Consider the following 18,664-nt stretch of genomic DNA (forward strand, 5'->3'; position numbering starts at 1 on the left):
AATAATGAAAGGAGCGAAACTCCTTGTTTGAGTTAAAAAACTTTGATTCTATTAAAATAGGATTGGCTTCCCCTGAAAAAATCAGGGAGTGGTCAAGAGGTGAAGTAAAAAAACCGGAAACAATAAATTACAGGACATTAAAGCCGGAACGCGAGGGCTTGTTTTGTGAAAAAATATTTGGACCTCAAAAAGATTGGGAGTGCCACTGCGGTAAATATAAAAGAATCAGATATAAAGGAGTAATATGCGATAGATGTGGTGTTGAGGTTACACGTGCTAAGGTAAGGCGTGAAAGAATGGGGCATATTGAGCTTGCTGCCCCTGTTTCGCATATTTGGTATTTTAAAGGGATACCGAGCCGTATGGGTTTAATTCTTGATATGTCTCCGAGGGCACTGGAGAAAATTTTATATTTTGCATCATATGTAGTAATTGAACCGGGTGAAACACCCCTTACCAAGAAACAGCTTCTTAATGAAAAGGAATATAGAGAAAACCAAAGCAAATATGGAAATGTATTTAAAGTAGGTATGGGAGCTGAAGCAATAAAGGAATTATTGAAGGAGATTGACCTTGAAAAACTGACCAAAGAGCTTAAAGCTGAAATAAAAAATTCTACAGGACAAAAACGAGTAAGGTCAATTAGAAGGCTTGAAGTAGCACAGGCATTTTTGGATTCAGGTAATAAGCCTGAATGGATGATACTTGATGTGATACCTGTAATTCCGCCAGATTTACGGCCAATGGTACAGCTTGACGGAGGTAGGTTTGCAACATCAGATTTAAATGATTTATACAGAAGGGTAATAAACAGAAATAATAGGTTGAAAAGGCTTTTAGACCTTGGAGCACCTGATATTATAGTAAGAAATGAAAAAAGGATGCTGCAGGAAGCTGTTGACGCATTAATAGATAACGGTAGAAGGGGCAGACCTGTTACAGGTCCGGGTAATCGTCCATTAAAATCTCTTTCAGACATGTTGAAGGGAAAACAAGGGAGATTTAGACAAAATCTTCTTGGAAAGAGAGTTGATTATTCCGGTCGTTCAGTTATAGTTGTTGGACCAGAGCTAAAGCTTTATCAATGTGGTTTGCCAAAGGAAATGGCATTGGAGCTTTTCAAGCCTTTTGTAATGAAGAGCCTTGTTGACAAAGGAATTGCACAACATATTAAAAGTGCTAAAAGAATGGTGGAAAAGGTTCGCCCTGAAGTTTGGGATGTACTGGAAGAAGTAATAAAAGAGCATCCTGTTCTATTAAATAGGGCTCCTACCCTTCATAGACTCGGAATACAAGCATTTGAACCAATACTTGTTGAGGGAAGGGCAATCAAGCTTCATCCTCTTGTATGTACAGCATATAATGCTGATTTTGATGGTGATCAGATGGCGGTGCATGTGCCATTAACCGTAGAAGCACAAGCAGAAGCAAGATTTTTAATGCTGGCAGCAAATAATATTTTAAAACCACAGGATGGGAAACCCGTTATGACACCTACTCAGGATATGGTACTTGGCTGTTATTATTTAACTGATGATGAGGATGGAGTAAAAGGTGAAGGAAGGGTATTTGCAAATTATGAAGAAGCCCTGATGGCATATCAGCTTAATCAGATTAATATACATGCAAAGATAAAAGTTAGGGTTGAAAAGGAAATCGATGGAGAAAAAAAATCAAAGATAATTGAAACAACCATTGGAAAAATGATTTTCAATAAGGCAATACCACAGGATTTAGGTTATGTTGACAGGACTGATCCTGAAAAAATGTTTGACCTTGAGGTAACTACTCTTGTTGACAAATCAAAATTGGGTAAAATACTTGATAGGGTATACAGGGTACATGGACCTACCAAAACAGCAGAAACCCTTGATAAAATCAAAGCTCTTGGCTATAAATATTCAACAAAAGCTGCACTTACAGTAAGTGTATCTGATATGAAAATACCAGCAGAGAAGGATTCCTTACTAAAGCAGGCAGATGAAGCAGTTGCTAAAATTGATAACCAGTTTAGACGCGGGCTTATATCTGATGAAGAAAGATATGAGAATGTAATAAAGATATGGAATGAAATAACTGAAAAGGTAACTGATTCTTTAATGACGAGTCTTGATAAGTTTAATCCTATTTTTATGATGGCACATTCAGGCGCAAGAGGTAGTAAAAATCAGATAAGGCAGCTCGCAGGCATGAGAGGACTTATGGTAAATCCCTCAGGAAGAATTATTGAACTTCCTATAAAATCCAATTTCAGAGAAGGACTTAATGTTCTTGAATATTTTATATCAACGCATGGCGCCAGAAAAGGTCTTGCAGATACTGCATTAAGGACAGCAGATTCGGGTTATCTAACAAGAAGGCTTGTTGATGTTAGTCAGGATGTAATAATAAGGGAAGATGATTGTGGTACAGATGATGGTATTTTTGTTAACGAGATAAGAGAAGGAAATGAAATAATAGAAAGGCTTTTTGATAGGGTAAATGGAAGGGTTGCAGCAGAAGACGTAATAGACCCGGATACAGGTGAAGTATTTGTTAAGAAAAATGAAATGATTACGGAGAGTGTCGCAGACAAAATAGAAAAATCTAATATTAAAAAGGTAAAGATAAGGTCATTGCTAACATGTAAATCAAGACATGGGGTTTGTAAAAAATGCTATGGCAGGAATCTTGCAACAGGAGAAGAGGTAGAAATAGGTGAAGCAGTAGGTATAATTGCAGCACAGGCTATTGGAGAACCTGGTACACAGTTAACCATGAGAACATTCCATACCGGAGGGGTCGCAGGCTCAGATATAATACAGGGACTCCCAAGGGTAGAGGAACTTTTTGAGGCAAGAAAGCCAAAAGGACTTGCAGTTGTATCTGAAATAGGCGGCATTATCAAAATAAATGAGACAAAGAAAAAGAGAGAGGTAGTTGTAACAGATAATGAAAACAACATATCAAAAACATATTTAATACCATATGGTTCGAGATTAAAAGTACAGGATGGACAGATTATTGAAGCAGGCGATGAACTGACCGAAGGTTCAGTAAATCCGCATGACATACTTAAAATAAAAGGATTATTTGCAGTCCAGACATATCTGCTTCAAGAAGTACAGAAGGTTTATAGGCTACAAGGTGTTGAAATAAATGACAAACATATAGAGGTTGTAATAAGGCAAATGATGAGAAAAGTAAAAATAGAGGATTCAGGTGATACTTCTATGCTGCCCGGAGAACTTGTTGATATGTTTATGTTCGACGAAGAAAACAAAAGAATAATTGATAAGGGACTTACGCCGGCTACGGGGATTAGAACCTTACTTGGCATAACAAAAGCTTCACTTGCAACGGATTCCTTCCTTTCAGCGGCATCATTTCAGGAAACGACAAGGGTTCTCACAGATGCGGCAATTAAAGGAAAAGTTGACCCGCTTTTAGGTCTTAAAGAGAATGTAATTATAGGGAAACTAATTCCGGCTGGGACAGGTCTGTCAAGATATAAAAACATAACAGTAAAAATAATTGATGAGGATATTGAAGATTCTTAAATAAGATTAAAAGAATGGTATAAATGGTTGACAGTCTATGTGTATAATGATAAAATTATTAGGCATGTTAAAAACAACTTCCTGCAGGGAGGAGAAGTAAATGGGTTTTGAACAAAAAAGCTCTTCTAAAAAGGTTATAGGAGCAAAACAAACCTTAAAAGCAATAACTAATGACAAGGTATCAAAGGTTTTTATTGCAAAAGATGCAGAAGAACATGTAACACAAAAAATAAGAGAAATTTGTAATATAAAATCAATTGATATAGTATTTATAGATACTATGGAAGAACTTGGTACAATGTGCGGTATTGATGTTGGAGCTGCTACGGCAGCAGAATTAAAAGAATAAAGATTTATCCCTTCTTTTGAAGGGATAAATCTGTGTAAAACTTGGAAGGAGGTGGAAGGATGCCGACAATAAATCAGTTGATTAAACAAGGCAGGCAAGTAGTAAAATACAAATCTACATCCCCAGCGTTAAAAGGTAATCCTCAGAAAAGAGGGGTATGTACTGTTGTAAAAACAACTACACCAAAAAAACCTAACTCAGCTTTAAGAAAGATTGCCAGGGTTAGATTAACAAACGGCTCAGAAGTAACTGCATATATTCCTGGAATAGGTCATAATCTTCAGGAGCATTCTGTTGTACTTGTTAGAGGCGGTAGGGTTAAAGACTTGCCTGGTGTTAGATATAAGATAATAAGAGGTTCCTTAGATGCAGCAGGTGTTGCCAACAGGAAACAGGCTCGTTCACAGTATGGAGCAAAAAAACCGAAAAAGTAAGGAGGGATGACAAATGCCGCGAAAAGGTTACGTAGAAAGACGTGATGTACTTCCGGATCCAATTTATAAGGACAAGAGGGTAACAAAACTTATAAATAAATTGATGTTAGATGGTAAAAGGGGAGTTGCTCAGAGGATATGTTACAGTGCTTTTGACATAATAAAAGAGAAAACAGGTAGAGATCCGCTGGAAGTATTTGAAGATGCCATGAATAATGTGATGCCTGTACTTGAGGTAAAGGCAAGGCGTGTTGGGGGTGCCACATATCAGGTGCCTATTGAGGTAAGACCAGAAAGAAGGCAGACCCTTGGCATAAGATGGATTACTAATTTTGCAAGAAAGAGAAATGGCAGAAGGATGGATGAAAAATTAGCTGCAGAAATAATGGATGCTGCCAATAATACAGGTGCAAGTGTGAAGAAAAGAGAAGACACCCATAAGATGGCAGAAGCTAATAAGGCTTTCGCACATTATAGATGGTAATTTATAAAAATAGATATAGTGTTAGCATAGGGGCAGGAAAGGAGGATAAAAATGCCAAGAGATTTTAGCTTAGATAAAGTTAGGAATATAGGTATTATGGCACATATAGATGCTGGTAAAACAACTACTACTGAAAGAATCCTATTCTATACCGGTAAAGTTCATAAAATAGGGGAAGTGCATGAAGGGAATGCAACTATGGACTGGATGGAGCAGGAACAGGAAAGGGGTATTACCATTACATCTGCTGCCACAACATGCTATTGGAAAGACCATAAAATCAATATTATTGATACGCCGGGGCACGTTGACTTTACAGTTGAGGTGGAACGGTCTTTAAGGGTACTTGATGGAGCTGTTGCCGTTTTCTGTGCTAAAGGCGGTGTTGAACCACAGTCAGAAACTGTTTGGAGACAGGCAGACAAATACCATGTTCCGAGAATAGCATATGTAAACAAAATGGATATAATGGGTGCGGACTTTTTTAATGTCTTAAATATGATAAAAGAAAGATTAAACGCAAATCCGGTTGCAATACAATTACCCGTTGGGAAAGAAGATACATTTCAAGGGGTTATAGATTTAATAAATATGGATGCAATTATTTACGAAGACGACCTTGGTACGCTATCAGAAGAATTTGAAATACCTGACAATTTAAAAGACGTTGCACAGGAGTACAGAGAAAAACTTCTTGAGGCAGTTTCAGAGGTTGATGAAAATATAATGGAAAAATATTTAGAAGGCGGAGATATAACACCAGATGAAATAAATGTGGCATTGAGAAAGGGAACAATAAACGGTGAAATAGTACCTGTACTATGTGGATCTTCGTATAAGAATAAAGGTGTTCAGCCAATGTTGGATGCAATTGTGAAATATTTGCCTTCGCCCTTGGATGTTCCTCCTGTCAAAGGAATGCAGTTGGATGGCAATGAAGAGATGGAAAGGAAGGCTGATGATAATGAACCATTCTCAGCTCTTGCTTTTAAAATAATGGCTGATCCATATGTTGGCAAGCTGGCATTTTTTAGAGTATATTCAGGTGTATTAGATTCAGGGTCATATGTTTTAAATTCCACTAAAAGGAAGAAGGAAAGAATAGGAAGAATACTTCAGATGCATGCAAATCATAGAAAAGAAATTGAGAGGGTATTTACGGGAGATATTGCTGCTGCTGTTGGACTGAAAGACACTACAACTGGTGACACTCTCTGTGATGAAGCAAAGCCGATTCTTCTTGAGTCTATGGAATTTCCCGAACCTGTTATTTCAGTTGCGATTGAGCCAAAGACAAAAGCAGCACAGGAAAAAATGTCAATTGCATTGCTAAAACTTGCTGAAGAAGACCCGACATTTAAGACATATACTGATCAAGAAACAGGTCAGACGATTATTGCTGGTATGGGAGAATTGCATCTTGAAATAATTGTTGACAGAATGAGAAGAGAATTTAATGTGGAATGCAATGTAGGCAAACCACAGGTTGCATACAAGGAAACAATAAAGAAGCCGGTAAAGGTTGAAGGCAAATTTATAAGACAGTCAGGCGGACGTGGACAGTATGGTCATGTATGGCTTGAAATGGAACCGACGGAAAGAGGTCATGGCTATGAATTTGTTAACAAGATTGTTGGCGGTGTTATACCTAAAGAATATATATCCTCTGTTGACGCAGGCGTGCAAGAAGCAATGGAGAATGGCATACTTGGAGGATATCAGGTTGTTGATATAAAAGTATCTCTTGTAGATGGTTCATACCATGAGGTCGACTCATCAGATATGGCATTTAAAATAGCCGGTTCTATGGCATTCAAGGAAGGCATGAGAAAAGGCGGCGCTGTATTGTTAGAACCATATATGAGCGTTGAAATAGTTGTACCTGAAGAATATATGGGTGATATTATGGGTGATGTCAATTCAAGGAGAGGCAGAATTGAAGGTATGGAAGACAGAGCCGGTGCAAAAGTTATAAGAGCAATGGTACCGCTTTCCGAGATGTTTGGATATGCTACAGACCTCCGCTCAAAAACACAGGGCAGAGGAACATATACAATGCAGTTCCACCATTATGAAGAAGTACCAAAAAGTATTTTAGAACAGATCTTAGAAAAGAAGTAAGGAGGATAAAAAAATGGCAAAACAGAAATTTGAAAGAAAGAAACCCCATGCAAACATAGGGACAATAGGACATGTAGACCATGGAAAGACGACATTAACAGCAGCAATAACAGCAGTATTGGCGACGCAAGGTATGGCACAGGCGACAGCATATGACGAAATAGACAAAGCACCTGAAGAAAAAGCAAGAGGTATAACCATAAACACGATGCATGTTGAATATGAGACAGAGAAGAGGCATTATGCACATGTTGACTGCCCGGGACATGCAGACTATGTAAAGAACATGATAACAGGTGCAGCCCAGATGGACGGTGCGATATTAGTTGTATCAGCAGCAGACGGTCCAATGCCGCAGACAAGAGAGCACATATTATTGGCAAGACAGGTTGGAGTACCGTATATAGTAGTATTTTTAAACAAAGCAGATATGGTAGATGACGAAGAACTAATCGAATTAGTAGAGATGGAAGTAAGAGAGTTGTTAAACGAATATGAATTTCCTGGAGATGACACACCGATAATAGTAGGATCAGCATTAAAAGCACTGGAATGTGGATGTGGGAAAAGAGATTGCAAATGGTGCGGCAAGATATGGGAATTAATGGATGCAGTAGATGAATATATACCGACACCAGAGAGAGATATAGACAAACCGTTCCTAATGCCGGTAGAGGACGTATTTACGATAACAGGAAGAGGAACAGTGGCAACAGGGAGAGTAGAGAGAGGCAAGATAAAAGTAGGGGACGAAGTAGAGATAATAGGGCTTGCAGCAGAGTCAAAGAAGACAGTAGTGACAGGATTAGAGATGTTCAGGAAGGTTCTTGATGAAGCACAGGCAGGAGACAACATAGGAGTACTATTAAGAGGTATAACAAGAGAAGAAGTAGAAAGAGGTCAGGTATTGGCGAAGCCGGGTTCAGTAAAGCCACATACGAAATTTGAGGCACAGGTATATATACTGACGAAAGAAGAAGGCGGAAGGCATACACCATTCTTCAATGGATATAGACCGCAGTTTTACTTCAGGACAACAGACGTAACAGGGATAATAGACCTGCCGGAGGGTGTAGAGATGGTAATGCCAGGTGACCATATAACAATGACAATAGAGCTGATAACGCCGATAGCAATGGAAGAAGGCTTGAAATTTGCTATAAGGGAAGGCGGACACACAGTAGGCGCTGGTGTTGTTTCATCAATTATTGCATAAATGAAGCGTAATATACAATGAAAGCGTAATATGCGATAAGCATCACGCTTTCATATTTATGCTCTTAGCATAAAAATTATTAAAAGTCAAGTCTTGAAATAATATGAAAAATAGCTTAAACTAATAAAGTTGGTTTAAAGTTCAATTTTATGTAACAAGGGAAAACACACGGATAAGTGTATATGAAATTTATAGTTATTGCAGGTAAAAGGAGGGGAAGTTAATGACAAAGCAAAAAATTCGTATAAGATTAAAGGCATTTGATCATGTAGTTCTCGATCAGTCTGCTGAAAAAATAGTCGAAACTGCAAAGAGAACCGGTGCTGAAGTTTCAGGACCTATTCCATTACCGACAGAAAAAGATGTTATTACAATTTTAAGAGCACCACATAAATATAAAGATTCACGTGAACAATTTGAAACAAGGACACATAAGAGATTAATTGATATATTAAGTCCGACGCAAAAAACGGTAGATGCATTAATGAGATTAGATTTGCCGGCAGGCGTAGATATTGAGATAAAATTATAAGAAGGGAATTATGACGCATGTGCGTTCGATGATTTCAGGAGGTAAAGAAGATGAAAAAAGCGATATTAGGTAAAAAGCAGGGCATGACCCAGATATTTACGGAAAAAGGTCATTTTATACCTGTAACAGTTGTTGAAGCAGGTCCTTGTGTTGTTGTACAGAAAAAAACTGTAGAAAATGATGGATATAATGCAATACAGGTTGGCTTTGGCGAAGTAAAAGAAAGAAGAGTTATAAAGCCTCTAAAAGGGCACTTTTTAAAAGCAAATGCTCCATTCAAAAAATATTTGAGAGAGTTTAGGCTTGAAGATATAACACCATATGAATCAGGAGCGGTAATCAAGGCGGATATTTTTAAACAAGGAGAAAAAGTTGATGTAATTGGAACATCAAAGGGGAAAGGATTTGCCGGGGTTGTTAAAAGATATAATGCAAATAGGGGTCCTATGTCACATGGCTCAAAATATCATAGAAGACCAGGTTCCATGGGAGCAAGTTCAGATCCTTCAAGGACATTTAAAGGAAAGAAATTACCCGGACGTATGGGCAATAAAAGAGTAACAGTTCAGAATTTAGAAGTGATTAAAGCAGACCCGGAGAAGAATATATTGTTGATAAAAGGTTCTGTACCGGGACCAAAGGGAAGTCTTCTTATAATAAAGGACTCTGTAAAAAAATAAGTAATGGAAGGAGGAAAATCGATGCCAAAGGTAGCGGTTTTTAATATAAATGGTGAGCAAACCGGTGAGATTGAATTAAATGATGCTGTATTCGGTGTTAATGTGAATGTTCCTGTTATGCATGATGCGGTTTTAAGTTATTTAGCAAGTCAAAGACAGGGCACACATTCAACCAAAAAACGTGGTGAAGTTAGAGGCGGAGGTAGAAAACCTTGGAGACAAAAAGGTACAGGAAGAGCTCGTCAAGGGAGTATCAGAGCACCGCAATGGATAAAGGGTGGTGTAGTCTTTGGACCAAAACCAAGGGATTATAGTTATGACATACCTAAAAAAGTCAAAAGATTAGCTTTGAAATCCGCACTATCTTCGAAAGTAAAAGACAGTGAAATAATAGTTCTTGAAGAATTAAAAATGGATGAACCAAAGACAAAGAAGATTGCAGAAATTCTCAATAATTTTAATGTTAAAAATGCATTGATTGTTGTACCTGAGGATGAAAATAACATCATATTATCATCAAGAAATATACCTAATGTAAAAACAGTTTATGCAAATACATTAAATGTTTATGATGTATTGAAATATGACAAATTTATCATTACAAAAGATGCAGTTAACAAGGTAGAGGAGGTGTATGCTTGATGGAGGCACGAGATATTATATTAAAGCCGGTTGTTACAGAAAAAAGTATGAATGAAATGTCCAACAAAAAATACACTTTTATAGTAAATAAAAATGCAAATAAAATCCAAATCAAAAAAGCAGTTGAGGAAATATTTGGTGTTGATGTTGAAAAAGTATTTACAATGAATTATATGGGTAAAATGAAGCGTATGGGCAAATATGAAGGCAGAACAAGCAGCTATAAGAAAGCAATCGTCAAATTGAAACCAAATAGCAAAGGGATTGAATTCTTTGAAGGTATGCAGGCTTAGTTTTTAAATAAGGAGGGAAAAAAATGGGTATAAAAAAATACAATCCTACTTCACCTGGAAGAAGAGAAATGACAGTATCTACCTTTGAAGAGGTTACAAAGGATAAACCAGAGAAATCACTTGTGAGAAGTTTAAATAAAACAGGTGGACGCAATGTTTATGGAAGAATAACAGTACGTCATCATGGCGGAGGACATAAAAGAAAATATAGAATAATTGATTTTAAAAGAGATAAAGATGGAGTACCGGGAAAAGTTGCTGCAATAGAATATGATCCAAATAGGTCAGCATATATAGCACTGATACATTATCTTGATGGTGAAAAAAGATATATAATTGCACCATATGGTTTGAAAGTCGGAGATTTAATACAATCTGGCGAAGATGCTGATATTAAAATAGGTAATGCACTGCCTCTTTATAGCATTCCTGTAGGAACAATAATACACAATATAGAATTAACAGCAGGCAAAGGCGGACAAATGGTAAGGTCAGCCGGTGCCCAGGCACAGTTAATGGCTAAAGAAGGGGATTATGTTCAGATAAGAATGCCTTCATCAGAGGTAAGAAAGGTTAGATCGAACTGCAGAGCTACAATAGGGCAGGTGTCAAATCTTGACCATGAAAATATTTCGATAGGTAAAGCAGGCAGATCGAGGTGGCTTGGAATAAGACCAACGGTAAGAGGTTCAGTTATGAATCCTGTAGACCATCCACATGGTGGTGGAGAAGGCAAAGCACCTATAGGTCATCCAGGTCCAATGACGCCATGGGGTAAACCTGCATTGGGATACAAGACACGTAAAAAGAAAAAGGTATCAGATAAGATGATACTAAAAAGACGTAAAGCTTGATATGAAAGGAGGCTGTAATTTTGAGTAGATCCTTAAAAAAAGGTCCTTATGTAAATGAGAGGCTTCTCAATAAAATAGAAGAGATGAATAAGAAAAATGAAAAAAAAGTTATAAAGACATGGTCAAGGAGTTCTACTATATTTCCTCAAATGGTAGGTCATACAATAGCAGTACATGATGGAAGAAAACATGTGCCTGTCTATATTACTGAAGACATGGTAGGACATAAATTGGGGGAATTTGCTCCAACACGAACATTCCATGGTCATGCAAATACGGAAAAAACTTCAAAGGTAAAGTAGGCAAAGGAGGTTATAGTGTGGAAGCAAAAGCTGTTGCTAAATATATCAGAATTTCTCCGAGGAAAGTTGGCTTAGTTTTAAACATGATTCGCGGTAAAGATATAGATGAAGCATTTGCAATTTTAAAATTTACGCCGAATAAAGCTGCTGGTATAGTTGAAAAAGTCTTAAAATCAGCAGTTGCAAATGCAGAAAATAATAATGGTTTAGATAAAGAAAACCTATATATATCAAAAGCTGTAGCGGATCAAGGGCCGATATTAAAAAGGAACATGCCCAGAGCAATGGGAAGGTCAAACCTTATGAGAAGAAGAACCAGTCATATAACAGTTATTGTTAATGAAAAAGAATAAAAAGGAGGGATATAATGGGTCAAAAAGTAAATCCTCATGGTTTAAGAGTTGGAGTAACGATAGATTGGGATGCAAAATGGTTTGCTAAGGATAAGGACTTTGGTGATACACTTGTTGAAGATATAAAAATAAGAGAATATATAAAGAAAAAGCTTTATACAGCCGGAGTACCGAAGGTCGAAATAGAAAGAGCTGCAAATAGAATCAAGATTAATATTCATACAGCAAAACCCGGTATGGTTATAGGAAAAGGCGGCTCTGGAATAGATGAACTGAGAAAAGAACTTGAAAACATGACAAAAAAGACAGTAATTATAAATATAGTTGAAGTTAAGAATCCTGAAATTGACGCACAGCTTGTTGCTGAAAATATCGCATCACAGTTGGAAAGAAGAATATCTTTCAGAAGAGCAATGAAACAGTCAATTTCAAGAGCTATAAAATTTGGAGCAAAGGGAATAAAAATCGCCTGTGCAGGAAGACTTGCAGGTGCAGAAATTGCTCGTACGGAAAGATATCATGAAGGAGTTGTACCGCTTCAAACATTAAGAGCCAATATTGATTATGGCTTTGCAGAAGCAAACACAACATATGGGAAAATTGGCATTAAGGTATGGATTAATAAAGGAGAGATATTACCACAGCCAAAGAAACGGGTAACTGCGGAAGGAGGCAAATAAGAGATGTTGATGCCTAAAAGGGTTAAATACAGGAAACAGCAAAGAGGTAGAATGAAAGGTAATGCAACAAGAGGTAATACAATTACTTATGGCGAATATGGCATACAAGCATTAGAGCATGGTTGGATTACTGCCAATCAGATTGAGGCAGCCAGGATTGCTATGACAAGGTATATTAAGAGGGGAGGAAAAGTATGGATAAAGATATTCCCCGATAAACCTGTTACAGAAAAACCTGCTGAAACTCGTATGGGCTCCGGCAAAGGTTCGCCAGAATACTGGGTAGCTGTTGTTAAACCTGGAAGGGTTTTATTTGAAATAGCCGGTGTGGCAGAAGATGTAGCAAGAGAAGCTTTAAGATTAGCAAAACACAAACTGCCTATAAAAACAAAATTCATAAAACGTGAAGAATTGGGTGGTGAAGAGAATGAAAGCTAAAGAGATCAGGGATTTAACAGATGAGGAATTAAATCAGAAACTTTCCGATTTAAAAGGAGAACTTTTTAATCTTAGATTTCAACTTGCTACCGGACAGCTTAATAACCCAATGAGAGTTAGAGATGTGCGAAAATCTATTGCACGAATAAAAACGATAATGAGAGAAAGAGAACTTGGCAAGTTGAATGCTTAATGAAAGGAGGATTTTTAGATTGGAAAGGTCATTGAGAAAAACAAGAATTGGAACAGTTGTAAGCAATAAAATGGATAAAACCATAGTTGTTGCCGTAGAAGATAGAATCAAGCATCCATTGTATGGAAAAATAATTAGAAGGACAAAAAAATTCAAGGCACATGATGAAAATAATCAGTGCAATATTGGTGATGTTGTAAAGATAATGGAAACAAGACCTTTAAGTAAAGAAAAAAGATGGAGACTTGTTGAAGTGGTTAAAAAAGCAGAATGACTGAAAGGAGGTAAACAAGATGATACAACCTCAAACAAGGTTAAAAGTTGCAGATAATACAGGTGCTAAAGAGATATTGTGTATTCATTTAATGGGTGGCTCTAAAAGGAGATTTTCCAATATTGGAGATGTTATAGTTGCTGCGGTTAAAAGTGCTACACCCGGGGGTGTTGTAAAAAAAGGTGAAGTTGTAAAAGCTGTTATAGTTAGAACGAAAAAGGGAATAGCAAGAAAAGACGGCACATATATCAGGTTTGATGATAATGCAGCTGTTATTATAAAAGACGATTTACAGCCAAAAGGAACTCGTATATTTGGACCAGTAGCAAGAGAATTAAGAGAAAAAGATTTTATGAAAATAATATCACTTGCACCGGAAGTACTTTAAGGAGGTGTAATAATTGAAGAAAAATAAACTGCATGTAAAAAAGGGAGATATAGTAACAGTAATCTCCGGTAAAGATAAAGGGAAACGCGGCAAGGTGTTAGCTGCATTGCCAAAAGAAGGTAAGGTTATTATTGAAGGTGTAAATGTAGTAACAAAGCATAAAAAAGCAGGTGGACCACAGCAGCAGGGAGGAATAATACATCAGGAAGCGCCGATATACAGTTCGAAAGTTATGCTGTTTTGCAATAAATGCGGTACAGGTGTAAGATATGGCATAAAAATACTTGACAATGGTGAAAAAATCAGATATTGCAAAAGATGCCAAGAGACGATATAGAGAGGAAAGGAGGTTTATCATGGCAAGACTTAGGGAAAAATATGAAAAAGAGGTTGTACCAGCTCTTTCAGCCAAATTTTCTTATAAAAATATAATGCAGGTACCGAAACTGGAAAAAGTCATAATTAACATGGGCATAGGAGAAGCAAAAGAAAATCCAAAGGCAATTGAATCAGCGGCTAATGACCTTATAAGTATAACAGGTCAAAAACCACTTGTAACGAAAGCAAAAAAGTCAATTGCAAATTTTAAAATCCGTGCTGGAATGCCCATAGGTTTAAAAGTAACCCTTCGCGGCGAAAGAATGTATGAATTTGTTGATAAACTTTTCAATGTAGCATTGCCAAGGGTTAGAGATTTTAGAGGTGTTCCTACAAAGTCCTTTGATGGAAAAGGCAACTATTCTTTTGGCATTAGAGAACAACTGATATTCCCTGAAATAGAATATGATAAAGTTGATAAGGTAAGGGGAATGGATATAATATTTGTTACAACAGCTAAAACTGATGAGGAAGCAAAAATATTCTTGGAGCTTATGGGAATGCCATTTGCAAAATAAAGGAGGTAAGAATAAATGGCTAGAAAGGCTTTAATTTTAAAGCAGAAAAAAACCCCCAAGTTTAGTACAAGAGCCTACAATAGATGTAAAATATGCGGAAGACCGCATGGATATATCAGAAAATATGGAATGTGCCGAATATGCTTCAGAGAATATGCACATAAAGGCATAATACCTGGCGTAAAAAAGGCAAGCTGGTAAAGAGGGGAGGTATAATAATGACAGATCCAATCGCGGATATGCTTACACGTATAAGAAATGCAAATGTTGTAAAACACGAAACAGTTGAAATACCTGCATCGAATATTAAAAAAGCTATAGCAATGCTTATGTTGCAGGAGGGTTTTATTAAAGCTGTTGAAGAAATAGATGATGGGAAACAAGGGATACTTAAATTAACAATGAAATATGGACCAAATAAAGAGAGGATTATATCCGGTCTTAAAAGAATTAGTAAACCAGGACTAAGGGTTTATGCAAAACATTATGAATTGCCAAGAGTTTTGGGAGGATTAGGTATAGCAATAATCTCCACTCCAAAAGGGATATTAACTGATAAAGACGCAAGGAAACAAGGAGTAGGTGGAGAGGTCCTCTGCTATATCTGGTAATTTTAAATAGGAGGTGTAGCGAATGTCAAGGATAGGAAGGTTGCCGATTGAAATTCCAAAGGGTGTAACAGTAACAGTAAATGATGATAATCTTGTTATTGTAAAAGGACCAAAAGGTACCTTGGAAAAGAAATTTTCAAAATTAATTGATATAATAGTTGAAGATAACAATGTAATGATTAAAAGGAAAAGCGATAGCAAGCAGGAGAGGGCATTACATGGAACAACGAGGGCATTAATTGACAATATGATAACAGGAGTAAGTTCAGGATACGAAAAGATATTGGAGATTGTCGGAGTTGGTTACCGTGTTGCAAAACAGGGCAAAAAAATAGTATTAACCGTAGGCTATTCACATCCTGTTGAAGTAGAAGAAGAAAATGGAATAGAGTTTGCTGTTGATGGAACAAATAAAATTATTGTTAAAGGTGCTGACAAGCAACAGGTTGGGCAGATAGCTGCAAAAATAAGAAGTATAAGAGAACCAGATGCATATAAAGGTAAAGGCATAAGGTATGCCGGCGAGTATGTGAGACTTAAAGAAGGTAAAACTGGTAAGAAGTAAGGGGTGAAAATATGATAACAAAACCGAACAGACAATTATCACGTCAAAGACGGCATTTAAGGGTTAGGAAACATGTATCAGGGACACCGGAAAGGCCAAGACTAAATGTTTATAAAAGTCTCAGCCATATTTACGCTCAGATAATAGATGATGTAGCAGGAAAGACATTACTATATGCATCAACAATGGACCCTGAACTAAAAGGCATTGTTAAAGGTGCTAATAAAGAATCCGCAAGGATGGTTGGCAAGCTTATTGCTAATAAAGCACTTGAAAAGGGAATAAAAAATGTTGTTTTTGACCGTGGAGGGTATATATACCATGGTACAATTAAAGAATTAGCAGATGCAGCCAGAGAAGCTGGATTAGAATTCTAAAAAAGGAGGGAAATGAATGGCACGTATTGATATATCTAATCTTGATTTAAAAGAGAAGGTTGTGAGTTTGAACCGTGTTGCAAAAGTTGTTAAGGGCGGTAGAAATTTCAGATTTAGCGCAACAGTTGTTATCGGAGATGCTGAAAAAGGTTATGTAGGCGTTGGAACTGGAAAATCAACAGAAATACCGGAAGCAATAAGAAAAGGTATTGAAGATGCTAAAAAGCATTTAATAAAAGTGCCTGTTGTTGGTACAACAATACCACATGATATTATCGGAATATTTGGTGCCGGAAAAGTATTGCTAAAACCTGCAAAAGAAGGTACTGGAGTTATTGCAGGGGGACCTGTTCGTGCAGTACTTGAATCAGCTGGTATAAAAGATGTTTTAACAAAATCTTTGGGCTCTGCAAATTCCACCAATATGGTTTATGCTACAATAGAAGGATTAAAATCCTTAAAGAGGGTAGAAGAAGTTGCAAAATTGCGGGGTATTCCTGTTGAACAGTTGCTTGGATAGGAGGATTAAAATGTCGAGATTGAAAATCACATTGGTTAGAAGTACAATAGGACGTGTAAATGCACAAAGGAATACAGTAAAAGCATTGAAGCTAAATAAGATAGGCAGCAGTGCTATATTGGAAGACACTCCACAAGTAAGAGGAATGATTAATAAAATAAAGCACTTAATAAAAGTTGAAGCAGTAAATGAATAAGGAGGTGTAAGCATTGAGACTTCATGATTTAAAACCTGCTGAAGGCGCAAGACGCGGAATAAAGAGGGTAGGAAGAGGTATAGGTTCAGGTACAGGTAAGACATCAGGACGCGGTCATAAAGGTCAAAAAGCTAGGAGCGGCGGTGGTGTAAGACCTGGTTTTGAAGGCGGTCAGATGCCTCTCGCAAGGCGTTTACCCAAGAGAGGATTTACAAACATATTCAAGAAAGATTATGCAATAGTAAATATAAGTTCTCTTGATAAATTATTTGAAGATGGAACAACTGTTACACCTGAGCTTCTTATTGAAAAAGGTTTGATTAAAAAAACCAAAGATGGAGTAAAAATACTGGGAACAGGCGAGATCAATAAAAAATTGATAGTAAAAGCAAATAAATTCAGTCAGACCGCAGTAGAAAAAATAGAAGCAGTTGGTGGAAAGGCAGAGGTGATATAAATGCTTAACACCCTTGTCAATGCTTGGAAGGTTCCAGACATAAGAAAAAAGATATTATTTACTTTAGCGATGTTAATTATATTTAGACTTGGTTCACATATTCCGGTGCCTGGAGTGAATCCTGCACAAATACAAAAGGCACTTGGAAGTGGAGCACTTTTTGGTTTTTTTGATATAATATCAGGAGGTTCCTTCAGTAATTTTACAATTTTTGCAATGAGTATTATTCCATATATTAATGCATCAATTATTATGCAGCTTTTAACCATAGCCATTCCTTCTCTTGAACAAATGGCAAAAGAAGGCGAAGAAGGCAGGAAAAAGATTGCACAATATACACGTTATTTAACAGTTGTTCTTGCATTGATACAGTCCATAGGCATGACTGTAGGATTAAGAAATGCATTAATAAGCAGGGGATTTTTTGATATGGCTATTGTAGTAATTACATTGACAGCGGGTACATCATTTTTAATGTGGCTTGGTGAAAGAATAACAGAAAATGGAATTGGAAATGGGAGTTCATTGATTATATTTGCAGGTATTATTTCAAGGATACCAAATATGATTTCTACTACGGTACAGTATGTTCAAGCAGGTACTTCAAATATATTTGGTGCTTTAGCTTTTGTAGTTGCAATACTTGTAATGGTAGTATCAATCATATTAATGTCAGAAGGGCAAAGAAGAATATCTGTACAATATGCCAAAAGAGTTGTAGGTAGAAAAGTATACGGCGCTAAAAGTACCCATATACCAATTAAAATAAACATGGCGGGAGTTATTCCGTTAATATTTTCTCTTTCACTATTGCAATTTCCACAGCAGATTGCAACATTTTTTCCTAAGACTGCTTTTTATGATTTTGTAACAAGATGGCTTGGAACGAACGGATGGATATATAATGTACTGAATGCATTGCTTATTCTGTTTTTTACTTATTTCTATACGGCGATAATCTTTAATCCGATAGAAATATCAGATAATATGAAAAAATATGGCGGTTTTATACCAGGGATAAGACCTGGCAAGCCAACAACTGATTATATAACAAGAGTTATGAACAGAATAACTTTTGTCGGTGGAATTTTTTTAGCAGCAGTTGCGATATTACCTGTAATATTAATGAATATAACTGGTCTGCAGTTATATTTTGGGGGTACCGCCTTATTGATTGCTGTTGGTGTTGCACTCGATACAATGAAACAGATAGAAGGTCAATTGGTTATGAGAAATTATCAAGGATTTTTAAAGTAAAAGAAGGGGGGAC

28 protein-coding genes are annotated in these 18,664 nt (G+C 36.8%); all 28 read left to right on the forward strand.

Going from position 1 to position 18,664, the window contains the following annotated elements; genetic code table 11:
• The first annotated feature begins 23 nt into the window (after positions 1-23).
• Positions 24-3,539, forward strand: a complete 3,516-nt coding sequence (gene rpoC / locus AC0LWJ_RS10070; protein ID WP_474240012.1) for a DNA-directed RNA polymerase subunit beta' — start codon at positions 24-26, stop codon at positions 3,537-3,539.
• 100 nt (positions 3,540-3,639) lie between these two features.
• Positions 3,640-3,888: a ribosomal L7Ae/L30e/S12e/Gadd45 family protein gene (locus AC0LWJ_RS10075; protein WP_474240010.1), complete on the forward strand. Its 249-nt coding sequence runs from the start codon at positions 3,640-3,642 to the stop codon at positions 3,886-3,888.
• A gap of 59 nt (positions 3,889-3,947) precedes the next feature.
• On the forward strand, positions 3,948-4,322 hold the full coding sequence (rpsL, locus tag AC0LWJ_RS10080; RefSeq protein WP_284679853.1) for a 30S ribosomal protein S12: 375 nt from the start codon (positions 3,948-3,950) through the stop codon (positions 4,320-4,322).
• Positions 4,323-4,335: 13 nt separating this feature from the next.
• Positions 4,336-4,806: a 30S ribosomal protein S7 gene (rpsG, locus tag AC0LWJ_RS10085; RefSeq protein ID WP_474240008.1), complete on the forward strand. Its 471-nt coding sequence runs from the start codon at positions 4,336-4,338 to the stop codon at positions 4,804-4,806.
• Between the two features lie 51 nt (positions 4,807-4,857).
• On the forward strand, positions 4,858-6,927 hold the full coding sequence (fusA, locus tag AC0LWJ_RS10090) for an elongation factor G (protein WP_474240006.1): 2,070 nt from the start codon (positions 4,858-4,860) through the stop codon (positions 6,925-6,927).
• A 13-nt stretch (positions 6,928-6,940) separates the two neighbouring features.
• A complete protein-coding gene (tuf, locus tag AC0LWJ_RS10095) occupies positions 6,941-8,143 on the forward strand; it encodes an elongation factor Tu (RefSeq protein WP_503031436.1) in 1,203 nt (400 codons plus the stop codon).
• Between the two features lie 223 nt (positions 8,144-8,366).
• Positions 8,367-8,675 (forward strand): 30S ribosomal protein S10, encoded by a 309-nt coding sequence (rpsJ, locus tag AC0LWJ_RS10100; protein ID WP_284679849.1) that lies wholly within the window; start codon positions 8,367-8,369, stop codon positions 8,673-8,675.
• Positions 8,676-8,725: 50 nt separating this feature from the next.
• Positions 8,726-9,355, forward strand: a complete 630-nt coding sequence (rplC, locus tag AC0LWJ_RS10105; RefSeq protein WP_474239930.1) for a 50S ribosomal protein L3 — start codon at positions 8,726-8,728, stop codon at positions 9,353-9,355.
• A gap of 21 nt (positions 9,356-9,376) precedes the next feature.
• Positions 9,377-9,997 carry a 50S ribosomal protein L4 gene (gene rplD, locus AC0LWJ_RS10110; RefSeq protein WP_474239933.1) on the forward strand — a complete coding sequence of 207 codons (621 nt, stop codon included), beginning with the start codon at positions 9,377-9,379 and terminating at the stop codon, positions 9,995-9,997.
• Positions 9,997-10,290 carry a 50S ribosomal protein L23 gene (gene rplW / locus AC0LWJ_RS10115; RefSeq protein WP_474239974.1) on the forward strand — a complete coding sequence of 98 codons (294 nt, stop codon included), beginning with the start codon at positions 9,997-9,999 and terminating at the stop codon, positions 10,288-10,290. The genes rplD and rplW overlap by 1 nt, the downstream gene beginning before the upstream one ends.
• A 23-nt stretch (positions 10,291-10,313) precedes the next feature.
• Complete coding sequence (gene rplB / locus AC0LWJ_RS10120) at positions 10,314-11,144, forward strand: 50S ribosomal protein L2 (RefSeq protein ID WP_474239935.1); 831 nt, start codon at positions 10,314-10,316, stop codon at positions 11,142-11,144.
• Positions 11,145-11,164: 20 nt separating this feature from the next.
• Positions 11,165-11,446, forward strand: a complete 282-nt coding sequence (rpsS, locus tag AC0LWJ_RS10125; RefSeq protein ID WP_284679844.1) for a 30S ribosomal protein S19 — start codon at positions 11,165-11,167, stop codon at positions 11,444-11,446.
• Positions 11,447-11,463: 17 nt separating this feature from the next.
• The gene (gene rplV / locus AC0LWJ_RS10130) at positions 11,464-11,799 is read left to right on the forward strand and encodes a 50S ribosomal protein L22 (RefSeq protein ID WP_284679843.1); all 336 of its coding nucleotides are present in this window, start codon (positions 11,464-11,466) and stop codon (positions 11,797-11,799) included.
• 14 nt (positions 11,800-11,813) lie between these two features.
• Entirely contained in the window at positions 11,814-12,479 is a 666-nt protein-coding gene (gene rpsC / locus AC0LWJ_RS10135) for a 30S ribosomal protein S3 (RefSeq protein WP_284679842.1), read from the forward strand.
• Between the two features lie 3 nt (positions 12,480-12,482).
• Positions 12,483-12,917, forward strand: a complete 435-nt coding sequence (rplP, locus tag AC0LWJ_RS10140; protein ID WP_284679841.1) for a 50S ribosomal protein L16 — start codon at positions 12,483-12,485, stop codon at positions 12,915-12,917.
• Positions 12,907-13,110 carry a 50S ribosomal protein L29 gene (gene rpmC / locus AC0LWJ_RS10145; protein ID WP_284679840.1) on the forward strand — a complete coding sequence of 68 codons (204 nt, stop codon included), beginning with the start codon at positions 12,907-12,909 and terminating at the stop codon, positions 13,108-13,110. Before rplP ends, rpmC begins: the two co-directional genes overlap by 11 nt.
• Positions 13,111-13,129: 19 nt before the next feature.
• Positions 13,130-13,384 (forward strand): 30S ribosomal protein S17, encoded by a 255-nt coding sequence (gene rpsQ, locus AC0LWJ_RS10150; protein WP_284679839.1) that lies wholly within the window; start codon positions 13,130-13,132, stop codon positions 13,382-13,384.
• 19 nt (positions 13,385-13,403) lie between these two features.
• Positions 13,404-13,772, forward strand: a complete 369-nt coding sequence (rplN, locus tag AC0LWJ_RS10155; RefSeq protein ID WP_474239940.1) for a 50S ribosomal protein L14 — start codon at positions 13,404-13,406, stop codon at positions 13,770-13,772.
• Positions 13,773-13,785: 13 nt separating this feature from the next.
• Positions 13,786-14,109, forward strand: coding sequence for a 50S ribosomal protein L24 (gene rplX, locus AC0LWJ_RS10160; protein WP_284679837.1), 324 nt, complete (start codon positions 13,786-13,788; stop codon positions 14,107-14,109).
• A 19-nt stretch (positions 14,110-14,128) separates the two neighbouring features.
• Positions 14,129-14,668, forward strand: coding sequence for a 50S ribosomal protein L5 (gene rplE / locus AC0LWJ_RS10165; RefSeq protein ID WP_284679836.1), 540 nt, complete (start codon positions 14,129-14,131; stop codon positions 14,666-14,668).
• Positions 14,669-14,683: 15 nt separating this feature from the next.
• Entirely contained in the window at positions 14,684-14,869 is a 186-nt protein-coding gene (locus AC0LWJ_RS10170; RefSeq protein WP_284679835.1) for a type Z 30S ribosomal protein S14, read from the forward strand.
• An 11-nt stretch (positions 14,870-14,880) separates the two neighbouring features.
• Positions 14,881-15,279, forward strand: a complete 399-nt coding sequence (gene rpsH / locus AC0LWJ_RS10175) for a 30S ribosomal protein S8 (protein ID WP_474239976.1) — start codon at positions 14,881-14,883, stop codon at positions 15,277-15,279.
• 22 nt (positions 15,280-15,301) lie between these two features.
• Complete coding sequence (gene rplF, locus AC0LWJ_RS10180) at positions 15,302-15,844, forward strand: 50S ribosomal protein L6 (RefSeq protein WP_474239942.1); 543 nt, start codon at positions 15,302-15,304, stop codon at positions 15,842-15,844.
• Between the two features lie 11 nt (positions 15,845-15,855).
• A complete protein-coding gene (gene rplR, locus AC0LWJ_RS10185) occupies positions 15,856-16,221 on the forward strand; it encodes a 50S ribosomal protein L18 (protein WP_474239943.1) in 366 nt (121 codons plus the stop codon).
• Positions 16,222-16,237: 16 nt separating this feature from the next.
• Complete coding sequence (gene rpsE, locus AC0LWJ_RS10190; protein ID WP_474239945.1) at positions 16,238-16,741, forward strand: 30S ribosomal protein S5; 504 nt, start codon at positions 16,238-16,240, stop codon at positions 16,739-16,741.
• A gap of 10 nt (positions 16,742-16,751) precedes the next feature.
• The gene (rpmD, locus tag AC0LWJ_RS10195) at positions 16,752-16,937 is read left to right on the forward strand and encodes a 50S ribosomal protein L30 (protein WP_474239947.1); all 186 of its coding nucleotides are present in this window, start codon (positions 16,752-16,754) and stop codon (positions 16,935-16,937) included.
• 13 nt (positions 16,938-16,950) lie between these two features.
• Positions 16,951-17,394, forward strand: coding sequence for a 50S ribosomal protein L15 (gene rplO, locus AC0LWJ_RS10200; protein ID WP_284679830.1), 444 nt, complete (start codon positions 16,951-16,953; stop codon positions 17,392-17,394).
• A complete protein-coding gene (gene secY / locus AC0LWJ_RS10205) occupies positions 17,395-18,651 on the forward strand; it encodes a preprotein translocase subunit SecY (protein ID WP_474239948.1) in 1,257 nt (418 codons plus the stop codon).
• Positions 18,652-18,664: the final 13 nt, after the last annotated feature.

The sequence above is a fragment of the Aceticella sp. 75b-Ac genome, assembly GCF_056032965.2.